Consider the following 15061-nt stretch of genomic DNA (forward strand, 5'->3'; position numbering starts at 1 on the left):
AAACCGGCGCGGGATTAAAAACCGCATTGTACCGGCCGCACCCCCGCCAAAAGCCTCGCGGCGTTGCGCCGCGGCGCCAGTTCAGCCCCAGAACAGCAGCATCAGCAGCGCGCCGAGCAGCATGCTCGACAGGCCGAGGAAGCGGATCTGCCCGTCGCTCAAGGCCATGGCCTGCTCGAACAGCCGGCGCCACGAGGCCGGGCTGAAGAAGGGCAGCAGCCCTTCGAGCACCAGCATCAGCGCACCCGCGGCGAGCAGCAGGTCCCAGGCGCTCGCGCCCACCGCCGGCTACTTCTTCGCCGGCGCGCCGGCCAGGCCCGAGCCGCGCATCGCGCGGAAGAACTCGCTGCCCGGGTCGACCACCATCACGTCGTTCTTGCTGCGGAAGCTGGCGCGGTAGGCCTCGAGGCTGCGGTAGAACTCGGCGAACTGCGGGTCGCGCCCGAAGGCCTCGGCGAAGATCGCCGAGGCGCGCGCGTCGCCGTCGCCCTTGACCTTCTGCGCCTCGCGGTAGGCCTCGGCGACGATGACCTGGCGCTGCCGGTCGGCGTCGGCGCGGATCTTCTCGCCCTCGGCGGTGCCGGTCGAGCGCAACTGGTTGGCGACCTGCTGGCGCTCCGAGCGCATGCGGCTGTAGATCGACTCGGTGATGTTGGCGACGAAGTCGACGCGCTTGATGCGCACGTCGAGGATCTCGATGCCGAAGGCCTTGGCGTCGTCGTCCAGGCGCTTGCGCACGTCCTGCATCACCTTGTCGCGCTCGGTGGACAGCACGCCGCCGACGGTGCGCTTGGTCACCTCCTCGTTGAAGGCGGCGTGCACCACCGGCGACAGGCGCGTCTCGAGGTTGCGGATGTCGGTGCCGTTGTTGCGGATGAACTGGCGCGGCTCGGCCACGCGCCACTTCACCAGCCAGTCGATCACCAGGCTCTTCTTCTCGGCGGTGAAGATCGGGCGCACGTCCGGGCTGTCGAGCGTCTGGATGCGGCGGTCGAGGAAGACGACGTTCTGGAACGGCGGCGGCAGCTTGACCTTCAGGCCGGGCTCGGTGATCACTTCCTTGATCTCGCCGAGCGCGTAGACCACCGCCACCTGGCGCTGGTCGACGACGAACAGCGTCGAGGCCGCGGCCATCAGGGCCAGCAGCAGCAGGCCGACGAAGAATCCGATGCGGTTCATGTTCTGGTTCTCCCTCTCGCCTCAGCGGCCTTCGCGTTCACGGCTGCGCTGGTTGTCGCGCGAACGCGCGTCCAGCGCCGCGGGAGACTGCACCGCGGCGCCGGCGTCGGCCGACGCCGCGGCCGGCGGCGCGGCCACCGCCGCGCCGGCCTGCTGCATCAGCTTGTCCAGCGGCAGGTACAGCAGGTTGGAGTTGCCGCGGCTGTCGACCAGCACCTTGCTGACATTGGAATACACCTGCTGCATGGTCTCGATGTAGAGGCGGTCGCGCGTCACCGCGGGCGCCTTCTGGTACTCGGTGAGCACGCGGGCGAAGCGCTGCGCGTCACCCTCGGCCTGCGCCACCACCGCGGCCTTGTAGCCCTCGGCCTCCTCGCGCAGCCGCGCGGCCGTGCCCTGCGCCTTCGGGATCACGTCGCTGGCGTAGGCCAGGCCCTCCTTCTTCGTGCGGTCGCCGTCCTGGCCGGCCTTGAGCGTGTCCTCGAAGGCGGCCTGCACCTGCTCGGGCGGCTGCACGCTCTGCATGTTGACGTTGGCGACGATGATGCCGGCGTTGAGCCGGTCGAGCTGGCTCTGGATCAGCTTGACCAGCTCGGCGGCGATCGCGTCGCGCTGCTCGTACAGCACCGCGTCGATGTTGGTGCGGCCGACGATCTCGCGCACCGCCGACTCGGCGGCCAGCGTCACCGCCTCCTCGGGGTCGCGGTTCTCGAACAGGAAGGCGCGCGCGTCCTTCAGCCGGTACTGCACGGTGAAGCGGATGTCGATGATGTTCTCGTCCTGCGTCAGCATCGACGAGTCGCGCAGCCCGGTGGCCTGCACCACCGCGTTGCGGCCCACCTCGCGCGAGCGCAGTTGCGTGACGCTGACCGTCTCGTGCGCCTGGAACGGGTACGGCATGCGCCACTGGAAGCCGGCGTCCGCGGTGTGGCTGAACTTGCCGAACGAGGTGACCACCGCCTGCTGGCCTTCCTGCACGATGAAGAAGCCGCTGCCCAGCCACACCAGCGCCACCACGCCGGCGATCAGGCCGACGCCGATGCCGGCGCTCTTCATGTCGGGCTGGAAGTCGCCGCCGCCTTCCGGCGGGCCGCCGGGGCGCTGGCCGCCGCCCTTGCCGCCGAACAGGCCGCCGAGCTTGCGGTTGAAGTCGCGCCACAGTTCGTCGAGGTCCGGCGGACCGTCGTTGCGGCCGTTGCTGAGCAGGCGGCCGGCGGCGAGTCGGAGGGCGTTCAGGGGATTCATGCTCATGCCTGTGAATCGTGGGTTCCGGTGGCGGGGGCGTGGATGACGTCGGGGTCGGCGGCGAAGCGCGCGTCTAAGGCCTCGCACGCCGGCGTGTCGGGGTGCAGCGTGCCGGCCACGGCTTCGGTCAGCACCTGCCGCAGTTCGTCCAGGCCGCTGCCGTCGAGCGCGCTGACGAACACACGCGGCACGCGCTGGCCGCCGCCGCGCTCGATCAGGTCGCGCGGCGCGCGCGGGCGCTGGCTGGGTTCGAGCCTGTCGACCTTGTTGAAGACCAGCACCTGCGGGATGCGCCCGGCGCCGATCTCGTCGAGCACGCGCTCGACCTCGGCCATCTGCTCGTCGAGCACCGGGCTCGCGCAGTCGACCACGTGCAGCAGCAGGTCGGCGTCGGCGGCCTCCTGCAGCGTCGCCTCGAAGGCCTCGACCAGTTTGTGCGGCAGGTCGCGGATGAAGCCCACCGTGTCGGACAGCGACACCGAGCGCCCCGCCTCTTCCAGGTAGAGCTGGCGCGTGGTGGTGTCGAGCGTGGCGAAGAGCTGGTCGGCGGCGTAGCTGCGCGCCTTGACCAGCGCGTTGAACAGCGTCGACTTGCCGGCGTTGGTGTAGCCCACCAGCGAGACGCGGAAGGTTTCGTTGCGCTCGCGCGCGCGGCGCTGCGTGCGGCGCTGCTTCTTCACGCGCTCGAGCCGCGCCTTCACCGACTTGATGCGGTCTTCGATCATGCGCCGGTCGAGCTCGATCTGCGCCTCGCCCGGGCCGCCGCGCGTGCCGATGCCGCCCTGCTGGCGCTCCAGGTGGCTCCAGCGCCGCACCAGCCGGGTCGCGAGGTACTGCAGCCGCGCCAGTTCCACCTGCAGCTTGCCCTCGTGGCTCTTGGCGCGCGCGGCGAAGATCTCCAGGATCAGCATCGTGCGGTCGGCCACCGCCACGCCGAGGTGGCGCTCCAGGTTGCGCTGCTGCGCCGGCGAGAGCGCCTGGTCGAACAGCACCGCCTCGGCCTGGTGGCCCTCGACCAGCGCCTTGATCTCGTCGGCCTTGCCCGAGCCTACGAACAGGGCCGGGTCGGGCGCCTTGCGGCGCGCGATCACGCGCGCCACCGGCGCGTCGCCGGCCGATTCGGCCAGCAGCGCCAGTTCGTCCAGCGATTCGTCGAACGCGACGCGCCCGCCGAGGTCGACGCCGACGAGGATGGCCCGCGCGGGGCTGCCGGCGGCGACGGGGGCCTGCGAAGAACTCAAGCCTGTTCGGGGGTTTCGTTGGCGTGGAAATTCACCGCCCGGCCCGGCACCACGGTGGAGATCGCGTGCTTGTAGACCATCTGCGTGACGGTGTTGCGCAGCAGGACGACGTACTGGTCGAACGACTCGATGTGGCCCTGCAGCTTGATGCCGTTGACCAGGTAGATGGAAACCGGAACGTGCTCCTTGCGCAGCAGGTTCAGGAACGGGTCTTGTAGGAGTTGCCCTTTGTTGCTCACGATATGCTCCGTGATGAAAGTTCGTAGGAGGGAGACGTTAACACAGGGATTTCGCGGCCCGGTGGAATCTCCGCATTGACCGCGCTCGCGGAAGTCTTGCGATCACTTCTCGTCGAACGGGTTCCGCGACGAGCGCATCTCGATCTTCAGCGGCGTGCCGACCAGCTTGAAGTGCGCGCGAAAGCGCCCTTCGAGGAATCGTTTGTACGAGTCGGTCACGTGTTCGAGCGAATTGCCGTGGATGACGATGATCGGCGGGTTCATCCCACCTTGGTGCGCGTACCTCAATTTGGGGCGGAACATGCCGGCGCGCTTGGGCGCCTGGTGCTCCACCGCCTCGTGCAGCAGCCGCGTCAGCACCGGCGTGGGCATCTTGCAGGTGGCCGAGGCATGCGCATCGGCGATCGCCTTCCACAACGGGCCCAGGCCTTGCCGCTTCTTCGCCGAGATGTGGAGCAGCGGCGCGAATTTCAAGAAGGCCAGGCGCTGCTCGATCGAGCGCTGCAACTGCTCCTTCTGGTAGTCGTCGATCGCGTCCCACTTGTTGACCGCCAGCACCACCGCGCGGCCGCTGTCGAGCACGTAGCCGGCGATGTGCGCGTCCTGGTCGGTCACGCCCTGCGTCGCGTCGAGCAGCAGCAGCACCACGTGGGCGTCGGCGATGGCCTGCAGCGTCTTGACCACCGAGAACTTCTCGATCGCCTCGAACACCTTGCCCTTGCGGCGCAGCCCGGCGGTGTCGATCAGCTCGAAGCTGCGGCCGTGGCGCTCGAAGGGCACGTGGATCGCGTCGCGCGTCGTGCCCGGCAGGTCGAAGGCGACCAGGCGCTCCTCGCCCAGCCAGGTGTTGATCAGCGTCGACTTGCCGACGTTCGGCCGGCCCGCCACGGCCAGGCGGATCGGCGCGTCGGGGTCGGGCTCGGCGCCCTCTTCCTCGCCGAAGTCGCAGTCGGCCAGCGCCGCTTCGGTCAGGCTGCGCACGCCCTGGCCGTGCGCGGCCGACACCGGGTGCGGCTCGCCCAGGCCGAGTTCGTAGAACTCGCCGAGCAGCGGCGAATCGGCCATGCCCTCGGCCTTGTTGGCCGCCAGCAGGATCTTCTTGCCGGTGCTGCGCAGGTAGCGCGCGATGTCGTGGTCCTGCGCCGAGAGCCCGCCGCGCACGTCGACGACGAAGACCACCGCGTCCGCCTCGGCCACCGCCTGGCGCGTCTGGCGCGCCATCTCGCGGACGATGCCCGATTCGGCGCTCGGCTCGAAGCCGCCGGTGTCGATGACGATGAACTCGCGCTCGCCGAGGCGACCGTCGCCGTAATGGCGGTCGCGCGTCAGCCCGGCGAAGTCGGCGACGATCGCGTCGCGGCTCTTCGTCAGGCGGTTGAACAGCGTCGACTTGCCGACGTTGGGCCGCCCCACGAGGGCAATGACGGGTTTCACGACGCGGGTCTCCGGCGACCGGCGACCGGCCGCTCCGAAGCCGGTCGCCGATCCCCCCGGGGGATCGCCGTGAAACGGCGAGGGGCTGTCATCTACTCGGGGCGGAAGGCGTGCAATCCGCCGTTGCGCGTGACGACGAGCAGCGTCGTGCCCGACACCGCCGGCGCCGCGGCGGGCGCCGAGCCGTCGGTCGGCAGGCGCAGCATCGTCTGGCCCTTGGCCAGCGAGAGCCAGTGCACCATGCCCTCGCCGTCGACGAACACCGCCGTCGGCCCGGCCACCTGCGGCGCGCCCAGGCTGCGGTACAGCAGCGCTTCGCTGCTCCAGGCGACCTCGCCGCCGGCGGCCTGCCAGGCGGTGATGCGGTCCGACGCATCGGCGCCGACCACCACTTGCTCGTTGCCGGCGATGCCCTCGGTACCGCCGACGTTCTTGCTCCATTGCAGGTTGCCGCGCTCGGCGTCGACGCAGCCCACCGCCGACTGGAAGGCGCGCGCGCAGACGCTGTCGCCGCGGCGCACCAGCGGCGCCACCAGGTCGGCGATGCGCTCGACCTCGTTGGTGCCGCGCGGCGAGGCCACCGGCACCTCCCAGCGCACGTTGCCGCTCAGCGGGTCGAGCCCGGCCAGCCGCGGGCCCTGGCCGACCAGCAGCGTGTTCTTGAACGCCGCCAGCACGCCGCCCTGCGCCAGCGTCAGCGGCTCGCCCGGGCGCTGCTGCTGCCACAGCTTGCGGCCGTCGAGCGCGTCCCAGGCGGCCACGCGGCGGTCGACGCCGAGCACGAAGACGCGCTCGCCGGCCACCAGCGGCGCGGTCACGACCTTGGTGCCCACCGGCTTGCGCCACAGCGGCTTGCCGCCGTCGAGCACCACCAACTCGCCCTCGCGCGTGACCACCGCGGCGTAGCGGCCGTCGCTGCCGACGCCGGCGGCGATGCGCCCGCCGACGCTCGTGCGCCAGACTTCGCGGCCGGTGTCGGCCTGCACGGCGGCGACGGTGCCGTCGCCGCTGGCCACGGTGAACACGCCGCCTTGCGCCGCCACGGAAAGCGGGAAGTCGATGCCGCCGATGCGCTGCGACCAGACCTGCTTGCCGGCGATGGGCGCGGCGATGGCCTCGTAGGGCTTGGGTTTGGGACGATCGGGCCCGCTGGAGCAGCCCGCCAGCGCCAGCGCCAGCGCCAGCGCGCCGGCCAGGACTTGCCAGCGCGCCGTCACTTGGCGGCTCCCTCGGCCGCCGCCGGCGGCGCGGCGCCCAGCGCGGTCAGCTTGGCGTCGATCAGGCGGCGGTACTGCACCGCCGGGTCCATCGTGTCCCAGGCCTTGCGGTAGGCGGCCTTGGCCTCGTCGGTCTTGCCCTGCGCGAGCAGGATGTCGCCGCGGCGGTCGGCCACCAGCGCCTCGAATTCCTTGCTCGCGGCGCCGTCGAGCTGCTTGAGCGCCTCGTCGTACTTCTTCTGGTCGGCCAGCAGGCCGGCCAGGCGCAGCCGGGCGACGCTGCGGTATTCGCTCTCGCTGGCCTTGTCGGCCACCCAGGTCAGCGTGGCCTGCGCGGCGTCGGCCTGCCCCTTGTCGAACTGCACGCGCGCGGTCAGCAGCCCGCCCTGCTGAGCGAAGGCGGTACCGCCGAAACGCTCCTTCAGGTCGTTGAAGATGCCGGCGGCCTTGGGTGCATCGCCGGCGTCGGCGGCCTTCTGCAACTCGTCGAACATCGCCGCGGCCTTGACGGCCTGGTCGCGCTGCCACCAGGTCCAGCCGTTCCAGGCCGCGAAGCCGGCGAGCACGATGGTCAGCGCCCAGGTGATCAGGTTGCCGTACTGGCTCCAGAACGCCTTCAACTGGGCGACCTGTTCCTGTTCTTCGAGATCGAGATGCGTGGCCATGAGGGTGGAAGTTCGGTTCTGCGCGCAAAGGCGCGATTATGCTTTGGCGAGGTCGGCGGCCCAGGCGGCGGCGCCGGCCAGCGGCAGGCTGCGCTGCACGGCGGCGGCGTCGCGCAAGTCCTTCAGCGCCACCTCGCCGCGCGCCAGTTCGTCATCGCCGAAGATCAGCGCGTAGCGCGCGCCGCTGGCGCCGGCGCGCTTGAACTGCGCCTTCATGCCGCCGCCGCCGGCGTGCATCAGCACGGCAATGCCGGCGGCGCGCAGGGTCTCGAGCACCGCCATCGCACACGGCAGCGCCGCCGCGCTTGGCAGCACGGCGTAGACGGCTGGCGCCGACGCGGGCTGCGCCACCTTCAGCTCCTGCAACAGCAGCAGCAGCCGCTCTATGCCCAGGCCGAAGCCGACGGCGGGCGACGGCTTGCCGCCGAGCTGCTCGAACAGCCCGTCGTAGCGGCCGCCGCCGCACACCGTGCCCTGCGAGCCGAGCTGGTCGGTAACCCACTCGAACACGGTCAGGTTGTAGTAGTCCATGCCGCGCACCAGGCGCGGGTTGATGCGGTATTCCAGCCCGGCCGCGTCGAGCACCGCGCGCAGCGCGTCGAAGTGCGCGCGCGATTCGGCGCCGAGGAAGTCGCCCAGTTGAGGCGCGGCTTCGACCAGCGCCTGCATCGCCGGGTTCTTGCTGTCCAGGATGCGCAGCGGGTTGCTGTGCAGGCGGCGCCGCGCGTCCTCGTCGAGCTGGCCGGCGTGCGCCTCGAAGTGCGCGATCAGCGCGGCGCGGTGCGCCAGGCGCTCGGCCGGCTGGCCCAGGCTGTTCAGCTCCAGCCGCACGTGGCGCCCGATCTCCAGCCCGAGGGCGCGCCACAGCGCGCGCAGCATCAGGATCATCTCGGCGTCCACGTCGGGCCCGGCGAAACCCAGCGCCTCGACATCGAGCTGGTGGAACTGCCGGTAGCGGCCCTTCTGCGGCCGCTCGTGGCGGAACATCGGCCCGAGCGTCCACAGCCGCAGCGGCCCGTTGTACAGCGCGTTGTGCTCGACCATCGCGCGCACGATGCCGGCGGTGGCCTCGGGGCGCAGCGTGAGCTGGTCGCCGTTCATGGCGTCGGTGAAGGAGTACATCTCCTTCTCGACGATGTCGGTCACCTCGCCGAGCCCGCGCACGAACAGCGCCGTCGGCTCGACGATGGGCGTCACGACGTACTGGTAGCCGTAGCGGCCCAGCACCTCGCGCACCGTGGTCTCGAACCACGACCACAGCGCCGAGTCGGGCAGCCGGTCGGTGCGCGGCACGCCGGCCGGCAGGATGTCGTTCATGCCCTTGACGGCACGCAGGATGTCAGCCATGTCGCAACGAAGTGGAAAGCGGGAAGCCGCGGCGCCTCAGGGCGCGGCGGCGGCGGCGCCGAAGCGCTTCTCGATGTAGTCCTCGACGATGCGGTGGAACTCCTGCGCGATGCCCTCGCCGCGCAGCGTCAGCGCCTTCTCGCCGTCGATGAACACCGGCGCGGCCGGCGCCTCGCCGTTGCCCGGCAGGCTGATGCCGATGTCGGCATGCTTGCTCTCGCCCGGGCCGTTGACGATGCAGCCCATCACCGCGACCTTCATCGTCTCGACGCCGGGGTACTTGCTCTTCCACACCGGCATCTGCGCGCGCAGGAAGTCGTCGATCTGCTTGGCGAGTTCCTGGAAGGTGGTGCTGGTGGTGCGGCCGCAGCCGGGGCAGGCGGTGACGCTCGGGTTGAAGGAGCGCAGGCCCAGCGATTGCAGAATCTCGAGGGCCACCACCACCTCCTGCGTGCGCGCCTCGCCGGGCTGCGGCGTCAGGCTGACGCGGATGGTGTCGCCTATGCCGTCCTGCAGCAGCAGCGCCAGCGCCGCGGTGGAGGCCACCGTGCCCTTGGTGCCCATGCCGGCTTCGGTCAAGCCCAGGTGCAGCGGGTAGTCGCAACGCCGCGCCAGCGCGCGGTAGACGCTGACCAGGTCCTGCACGCCGCTCATCTTGCACGACAGGATGATCTGCTCCGGCGCGAGGCCGATCTCCTCGGCGCGCCGCGCCGACTCCACCGCCGAGGTGATGATGGCGCGGTACATGATCTGCTGCGGCTCGTGCGGCTCGGCGAGGCGGGCGTTGTCGTCCATCATGCGCGCGAGCAGTTCCTGGTCGAGGCTGCCCCAGTTGACGCCGATGCGCACCGGCTTGGCGTACTTCGCCGCCGCCTCGACCATCTGCGCGAACTGCTTGTCCTTCTTGTCGCCCTTGCCGACGTTGCCGGGGTTGATGCGGTACTTCGACAGCGCCTCGGCGCAGGCCGGAAATTCGGTCAGCAGGCGGTGGCCGTTGTAGTGGAAGTCGCCGACCAGCGGCACGGCTATGCCCATGCGGTCGAGCTGCTCGCGGATGTGCGGCACCGCCGCTGCCGCCTCGGGCGTGTTGACGGTGATGCGCACCAGCTCCGAGCCGGCGATCGCCAACTCCTTCACCTGGATCGCGGTCTCGATGACCTCGACGGTGTCGGTGTTGGTCATCGCCTGCACGCGCACCGGCGCGCCGCCGCCGATCGTCACCTCGCGCGCGCCCCAGCGCACCACCGCCTGGTGCGAGCGGCGCGCGGCCGGGTGCGCCGGCGCGATGAAGTCGTCGAGTGATTCGAGCGATTCACGCGCGTTCATTTCAGCTCCAGGCGCGCGACGTTGTCGCGCGGCGCGGGCAATTCCACGGCCTTGCCGCGGAAGGTCAGTTGCGTCGCGGCGGCATTGCCGATCGTCAGCTTGAAGGGCGCGGCGCCGTCGATGCCGACCGTCTCGCCGGGTTGCAGCAGGCGCGACAGCAGCGTCGCGCCACGTGCGTCGAGCACCTCGACCCAGGATTCCGCCGACGCGCGCAGTTGCAGCACGCCGGCCACCTCGGCGGCGGCGCCGGGCGTGCTCGCCGCGGCGTCGGGCGCGGCGGGCGCGGAGTGCACCGTCTCCACCACCACCGACGCGGCGGCTTCGGCGGCCGGTGCGCTCTGCTCGGCGGGCGCCGTGTCGGCCGGCGGCGGCGTGGTCGTCGAGGTGGCCGTGCCGGGCGCCGAGGCGGCGCCGCCCAGCGTGGGCAGCGTCACCGTGCCCTTGGGCAGGAAGTAGACGACGGCGGCCAGCAGCAGGATCAGCAGCGGCGCCCACACCGCCGGCGAGCCGAGCAGCGACCAGTCGGCGCCGGCCGCCGCGCCGGGGCGCTCGCGGAACGGCGCGTTGATGCCTTCGGCCACGTGCTCCAGCCGGTGGCCGGCCGGCTGCGGCAGCAGCGCCAGCACCGGCGCCGGGTCGACCTTCAGCGAGCGGCACACCGTCTGGGCGAGCGCGCGGGTGAAGGTGGCGTCGGGCAGCTCGTCGAAGCGGTCGGCCTCCAGCGCCTCGAGCTTGCGCTGCGGCACCTTGATGGACGCGGCCAGCGCCGCGATGTGCAGGCCCTGCGCCTGGCGCGCCTGGCGGATCAGCGCGCCGGCGCTGGCGGCGGCCGGCTTGTCGACGGACGGATCACTCATCGAAGCGCCCCCGCTGGAAAGCGACGGCCTCGCGCGTCTCGGGGAAGCGGTTGAGCAGTTGCTCGCCGAGGTCCTTCACGCCGGCGTTGTTGCCGAGGCGGCGCTCGATGCGCGCGGCCAGCCACAGCGTCTGCGCGCTGACGTAATTGGTGTTGGCGTTGACGCGCCGGATGTGGAAGCGCGCGCGGTCGGCCTCGCCGCGGCGCAGCAGCACCTCGGCGAGGTTGACCGAGGTGGACGGGTTGTTCGGGTCCATCTGGTAGGAGCGCTGCAAGGCCTGCTCGGCCTCGTCGAGCTTGCCGGCGCGCGCATGGCACACGCCCTGCGCGAGCCAGGTGCGCGCCGTGTCGCGCCGCCCCGGCAGGGCCAGCGCCTGCGCGAACTGCGCGTTGGCCTCGTCGTGGCGGTTGTGCTGGCACAGGTACCAGCCGTAGTTCTGCAAGGCGTCGGTGTCGCGCGGGTTGATCGACAGCGCGCGGCGGAAGTCGCTGTCGGCGGCGCTGTCGTTGCCCAGCGCCGCGTTGATCAGGCCGCGCAGGTTGTAGCCCTGGCCCAGGCTCGGGTTGGCCGCGATCGCGCGGTTCACCTCGGGCAGCGCCACCTCGGGCTGGTTGTTCGCGAAATAGGCCGCGGCCAGTTCGAGCCGGGTGCGCGCGCGGCGGTCGGGGTCGGGGTCCTCGCTGCCGGGCTGCGGCTTGATCGGCCGCGCGTCGTTGATCGGGCCCGTGGTGGTGGTGCTCGTCGTCGAACAGCCGGCCAGCGCGGCCAGCAGGGTCGCGCAGCACAGCGCGGCAATGCCCTTCATGCCTTGGTCTCCTGAAGCGGAACCCCGCGGGTCGGCAGGCGGACGGGCGCGCGCAGCATGCGTTCGTGCGCGCGCGTGCGGTCCTGCACCTCGCCGGCGAGCTGGCCGCAGGCGGCGTCGATGTCGTCGCCGCGCGTCTTGCGCACGGTGGTGACGATGCCGGCGTCCTGCAGCACCCTGGCGAACGCCGTCACGCGCTCGCGCGGCGAGCGCTTCAGGCCCGAGGCGGGGAAGGGGTTGAACGGGATCAGGTTGAGCTTGCAGGGCACGCGCCCCTTGAGCAGCCTCACCAGCGCCTGCGCCTGCTCGGGCGCGTCGTTCACGCCGTCGAGCATGCAGTACTCGAAGGTGACGAAGTCGCGCGGCGCGGCGTCGAGGTAGCGCACGCAGGCGGCCAGCAGCGCCTCGATGCCGTCCTTGTGGTTCAGCGGCACGAGCTGGTCGCGCAGCGCATCGTCGGGCGCGTGCAGCGAGACGGCCAGCGCCACCGGGCAATCCTCGCGCAGCCGGTCGATCATCGCCACCATGCCCGAGGTCGACACCGTCACGCGCCGGCGCGACAGGCCGTAGGCATGGTCGTCGAGCATGGTCTTCAGCGCGGGCACCAGCGCGGCGTAGTTCTGCAAGGGCTCGCCCATGCCCATCATCACGACGTTGTCGATGACGCGCTCACCATCCGCGCCGCGCAGGCGGTGCTCGGCGAACCAGAGCTGGGCGACGATCTCGCCGCTCGTCAGGTTGCGGCTGAAGCCCTGGTGGCCGGTGCTGCAGAAGCGGCAGCCGACCGCGCAGCCGGCCTGCGACGACACGCACAGCGTGCCGCGGTCGTCCTCGGGGATGTAGACGCTCTCGACCGCGTTGCCGCCGCCGACGTCGAACAGCCACTTGATCGTGCCGTCGGCCGAGCGGTGTTCGCCGATCAGCGGCAGGCCGCGCACCTCGGCGCTGCCGGCGAGCTTGGCGCGCAGCGACTTGGCCAGGTCCGACATCTTCTCGAAGTCGGATTCGCCGCGCTGGTGGATCCAGCGGTAGAGCTGGACGGCGCGGAAGCGCTTCTCGCCCAGGCCCTCGCACCAGGCCGCCAGCCCCTCGAGGTCGAAGTCGAGCAGGTTGACGGCCATGGCGCGTTCAGCGGGCGTAGACGTTCATGCCGGGGAAGAAGAAAGCCACTTCCACGGCGGCGGTTTCCGGCGCGTCCGAGCCGTGCACCGCGTTGGCGTCGATGCTGTCGGCGAAGTCGGCGCGGATGCTGCCCTTCTCGGCCTTCTTCGGGTCGGTGGCGCCCATCAGCTCGCGGTTCTTGGCGATCGCGTTCTCGCCTTCGAGCACCTGGATCATCACCGGGCCGGAGATCATGAAGTCCACCAGGTCCTTGAAGAACGGACGCGCCTTGTGCACCGCGTAGAACTGCTCGGCGTCGGCGCGCGACAGATGCACCAGCTTGGCCGCGGCGATCTTCAGCCCGGCGCCCTCGAAGCGGGCGTAGATCTGGCCGATGACGTTCTTCGCCACGGCATCGGGCTTGATGATCGAAAGGGTGCGTTCGATGGCCATGAATTCTTCTCCTGAAATCAACAACTTGGCAAAGCTTCGAATTGTAGCCCGCGGCGTTCGCGCGGCGCGTGACGACGCGCCTCAGCGCCCGCCGCGGCGGCCCCCGCCGCCGCCGTAGTTGCCACCGCCCCGGCCACCGCCGCCGCCACCGCCACCACCCCCGCCACTGCGCCCGCCGCGGTTCTTGCGGTGGAAGGCGTCGGCGCCGATGTAGCCCACCGAGGTCTGCATCGGGTCGGGCTGCTTGGGGCCGCCCTTCTTGCCGCCGCCACCGCCGCCGCCGGGCTGCTGGCCGCTGCCGCCCGCGCCGAAGCCGCCGCCGCCGAACGCGAAGCCGCGCCCGCCGACGCGGCTGCGCGGGTTCTGCACGAAGCGCTTGTCGAAGGTCTGTTCGAGCGGGTTCGGTATCTTCATCGGGTCGATGTCCAGCCCGTCCTCGTCGTCGAAGTCGGCGTGCTCGCGCTGCGGCGGCTGCTGTTGCGGCTGCGCCGGGCCGCGCTGGCCGCGTTCGTTGTTCGGCCGCGCGCCGCGCTCGTTGTTGTTGCGCTGCTTGTTGCGGCCGTCGCGGCGCTCGTCGCCGCGCTGCTGTTGCTGCGGCTGCCCGTCGCGCGGGCCGCCGCCGGCCAGGCGCCGGATCGCGCGCACGTCTTCCGGCCCGAGGTCGACCCACACGCCGCGCTTGAGCCCGCGCGGCAGCACCACGTTGCCGTAGCGGATGCGGATCAGCCGGCTGACCGTCAGGCCCACCGCGTCGAACAGCTTGCGCACCTCGCGGTTGCGGCCTTCGGTGATGACGACGCGGTACCAGTGGTTGACGCCCTCGCCGCCGCCGTCCTCGATGGCACGGAAGGCGGCCGTCTGGCCCTCGATCTCGACGCCTTCGAGCAGCCGGGCCTTGGCTTCCGGCTCCAGCATGCCCAGCACGCGCACCGCGTACTCGCGCTCGACGCCGAAGCGCGGGTGCATCAACTGGTTGGCCAGTTCGCCCGAGGTGGTGAACAGCAGCAGGCCCTCGGTGTTGATGTCGAGCCGGCCGACCGACTGCCACTTGCCCTGCTGCAGGCGCGGCAGGCGGCGGAACACGGTGGGGCGCTGCTGCGGATCGTCGTGCGTGACGACCTCGCCGACCGGCTTGTGGTACGCGATCACGCGCGCCGGCGGCGGCTGGATGCGCACCTTGACCGGCTTGCCGTCGAGCGCGATGCGGTCGCCGAACGAGATGCGCTGGCCGACGTGCGCCGGCTCGCCGTTCACGGTGATGCGGCCGTCCTCGATCATCTGCTCCATGTCGCGGCGCGAGCCGACGCCGGACTGCGCCAGCACCTTCTGCAGTTTGGGCGCGTCGGGCTCGGGCGCCAGCACGCGCTTGTGCGGCTCGGCCTCGCCGCCGTCTTCGGCGGTGGCGTCGGATCCAGCGGCTTCCGCGGCCTCGGCGGGCCCGTCGGCCGGCGCCACCTCGGCGTCGGCCTGCGCGTCGAACGCACCCGACAGCACCTCGGCGAACACTTCGCCGGTGGCGGCCGCGGCCGCTTCGGGCGTCGCCGCGTCGCCGCCTTCGCCGCGGCGGCGGTCGCGCCGGTTGCGGCGGTTGCGGCGGCGGCCGCTGCCTTCGCCGCTTTCGCTGCTGTCGCCGCCTTCGCCGTCGCTGCTTTCTTCGCCATCACCGCCCTCGCCTGCATAGGCCGCCGGCGCTGCCGCCACGGGCTCGGCCGCCGGCGCCACGGGCGGCGCCTCGCTCACGACGGACGCGGCCTCCTGCGGCGCGGCCTCGGCCGCCTCCTTGCGGCGCCGGCGCGGCTTGGGCGCCGCCTCGACGGCGACTTCGCCGCCTTCGGCTGGGGCCTCGCCCTCGGCGCTCGCCGGCGCGGCGGCCGTGCGGCGCCGGCGCACCGGCTTGGCGGCCTCGGGCGTCACGGCGAGATCCTCTGCGGGAGCTTCGGGCTGGGACTCGG

General features: G+C 71.6%; 15 protein-coding genes. All 15 read right to left on the minus strand.

The window, feature by feature from the left end; translation table 11 throughout:
* Nucleotides 1-81 precede the first annotated feature (81 nt).
* Nucleotides 82-282: a DUF2065 domain-containing protein gene (locus QM792_RS12285; RefSeq protein ID WP_415150356.1), complete on the minus strand. Its 201-nt coding sequence runs from the start codon at nucleotides 280-282 to the stop codon at nucleotides 82-84.
* Nucleotides 283-288: 6 nt separating this feature from the next.
* Nucleotides 289-1179, minus strand: a complete 891-nt coding sequence (gene hflC, locus QM792_RS12290) for a protease modulator HflC (protein WP_415150357.1) — start codon at nucleotides 1177-1179, stop codon at nucleotides 289-291.
* Nucleotides 1180-1200: 21 nt separating this feature from the next.
* Nucleotides 1201-2430 (minus strand): FtsH protease activity modulator HflK, encoded by a 1230-nt coding sequence (gene hflK, locus QM792_RS12295; RefSeq protein ID WP_415150359.1) that lies wholly within the window; start codon nucleotides 2428-2430, stop codon nucleotides 1201-1203.
* On the minus strand, nucleotides 2427-3665 hold the full coding sequence (hflX, locus tag QM792_RS12300; protein WP_415150361.1) for a GTPase HflX: 1239 nt from the start codon (nucleotides 3663-3665) through the stop codon (nucleotides 2427-2429). Before hflX ends, hflK begins: the two co-directional genes overlap by 4 nt.
* Complete coding sequence (gene hfq / locus QM792_RS12305; RefSeq protein ID WP_209386607.1) at nucleotides 3662-3904, minus strand: RNA chaperone Hfq; 243 nt, start codon at nucleotides 3902-3904, stop codon at nucleotides 3662-3664. Before hfq ends, hflX begins: the two co-directional genes overlap by 4 nt.
* Nucleotides 3905-4006: 102 nt before the next feature.
* Nucleotides 4007-5338, minus strand: coding sequence for a ribosome biogenesis GTPase Der (gene der / locus QM792_RS12310; protein WP_415150363.1), 1332 nt, complete (start codon nucleotides 5336-5338; stop codon nucleotides 4007-4009).
* Between the two features lie 92 nt (nucleotides 5339-5430).
* On the minus strand, nucleotides 5431-6555 hold the full coding sequence (gene bamB / locus QM792_RS12315; protein WP_415150365.1) for an outer membrane protein assembly factor BamB: 1125 nt from the start codon (nucleotides 6553-6555) through the stop codon (nucleotides 5431-5433).
* Complete coding sequence (locus tag QM792_RS12320; RefSeq protein WP_415150367.1) at nucleotides 6552-7220, minus strand: YfgM family protein; 669 nt, start codon at nucleotides 7218-7220, stop codon at nucleotides 6552-6554. The genes bamB and QM792_RS12320 overlap by 4 nt, the downstream gene beginning before the upstream one ends.
* A 36-nt stretch (nucleotides 7221-7256) precedes the next feature.
* Complete coding sequence (hisS, locus tag QM792_RS12325; protein WP_415150369.1) at nucleotides 7257-8567, minus strand: histidine--tRNA ligase; 1311 nt, start codon at nucleotides 8565-8567, stop codon at nucleotides 7257-7259.
* A gap of 36 nt (nucleotides 8568-8603) precedes the next feature.
* The gene (gene ispG, locus QM792_RS12330) at nucleotides 8604-9893 is read right to left on the minus strand and encodes a flavodoxin-dependent (E)-4-hydroxy-3-methylbut-2-enyl-diphosphate synthase (protein ID WP_415150371.1); all 1290 of its coding nucleotides are present in this window, start codon (nucleotides 9891-9893) and stop codon (nucleotides 8604-8606) included.
* A complete protein-coding gene (locus QM792_RS12335) occupies nucleotides 9890-10750 on the minus strand; it encodes a helix-turn-helix domain-containing protein (RefSeq protein ID WP_415150373.1) in 861 nt (286 codons plus the stop codon). Before QM792_RS12335 ends, ispG begins: the two co-directional genes overlap by 4 nt.
* Entirely contained in the window at nucleotides 10743-11555 is an 813-nt protein-coding gene (gene pilW / locus QM792_RS12340) for a type IV pilus biogenesis/stability protein PilW (RefSeq protein WP_415150375.1), read from the minus strand. Before pilW ends, QM792_RS12335 begins: the two co-directional genes overlap by 8 nt.
* Nucleotides 11552-12676, minus strand: coding sequence for a 23S rRNA (adenine(2503)-C(2))-methyltransferase RlmN (rlmN, locus tag QM792_RS12345; RefSeq protein WP_415150376.1), 1125 nt, complete (start codon nucleotides 12674-12676; stop codon nucleotides 11552-11554). Before rlmN ends, pilW begins: the two co-directional genes overlap by 4 nt.
* 7 nt (nucleotides 12677-12683) lie before the next feature.
* Nucleotides 12684-13109 (minus strand): nucleoside-diphosphate kinase, encoded by a 426-nt coding sequence (gene ndk / locus QM792_RS12350; protein ID WP_415150378.1) that lies wholly within the window; start codon nucleotides 13107-13109, stop codon nucleotides 12684-12686.
* An 81-nt stretch (nucleotides 13110-13190) separates the two neighbouring features.
* On the minus strand, nucleotides 13191-15023 hold the full coding sequence (locus QM792_RS12355) for a pseudouridine synthase (protein ID WP_415150380.1): 1833 nt from the start codon (nucleotides 15021-15023) through the stop codon (nucleotides 13191-13193).
* Between the last annotated feature and the right edge of the window lie 38 nt (nucleotides 15024-15061).

Source organism: Piscinibacter sp. (assembly GCF_047600445.1).
Taxonomy (GTDB): Bacteria; Pseudomonadota; Gammaproteobacteria; order Burkholderiales; family Burkholderiaceae_C; genus Piscinibacter.

What these genes read in the sequence shown, in the direction of transcription:
- QM792_RS12335 (WP_415150373.1), bottom strand. Translation starts at nt 10,750, where the DNA reads ATGAGTGATCCGTCCGTCGACAAGCCGGCCGCCGCCAGCGCCGGCGCG.
- hisS (WP_415150369.1), bottom strand. Translation starts at nt 8,567, where the DNA reads ATGGCTGACATCCTGCGTGCCGTCAAGGGCATGAACGACATCCTGCCG.
- QM792_RS12320 (WP_415150367.1), bottom strand. Translation starts at nt 7,220, where the DNA reads ATGGCCACGCATCTCGATCTCGAAGAACAGGAACAGGTCGCCCAGTTG.
- ispG (WP_415150371.1), bottom strand. Translation starts at nt 9,893, where the DNA reads ATGAACGCGCGTGAATCGCTCGAATCACTCGACGACTTCATCGCGCCG.
- rlmN (WP_415150376.1), bottom strand. Translation starts at nt 12,676, where the DNA reads ATGGCCGTCAACCTGCTCGACTTCGACCTCGAGGGGCTGGCGGCCTGG.
- ndk (WP_415150378.1), bottom strand. Translation starts at nt 13,109, where the DNA reads ATGGCCATCGAACGCACCCTTTCGATCATCAAGCCCGATGCCGTGGCG.
- pilW (WP_415150375.1), bottom strand. Translation starts at nt 11,555, where the DNA reads ATGAAGGGCATTGCCGCGCTGTGCTGCGCGACCCTGCTGGCCGCGCTG.
- hflC (WP_415150357.1), bottom strand. Translation starts at nt 1,179, where the DNA reads ATGAACCGCATCGGATTCTTCGTCGGCCTGCTGCTGCTGGCCCTGATG.
- hflK (WP_415150359.1), bottom strand. Translation starts at nt 2,430, where the DNA reads ATGAGCATGAATCCCCTGAACGCCCTCCGACTCGCCGCCGGCCGCCTG.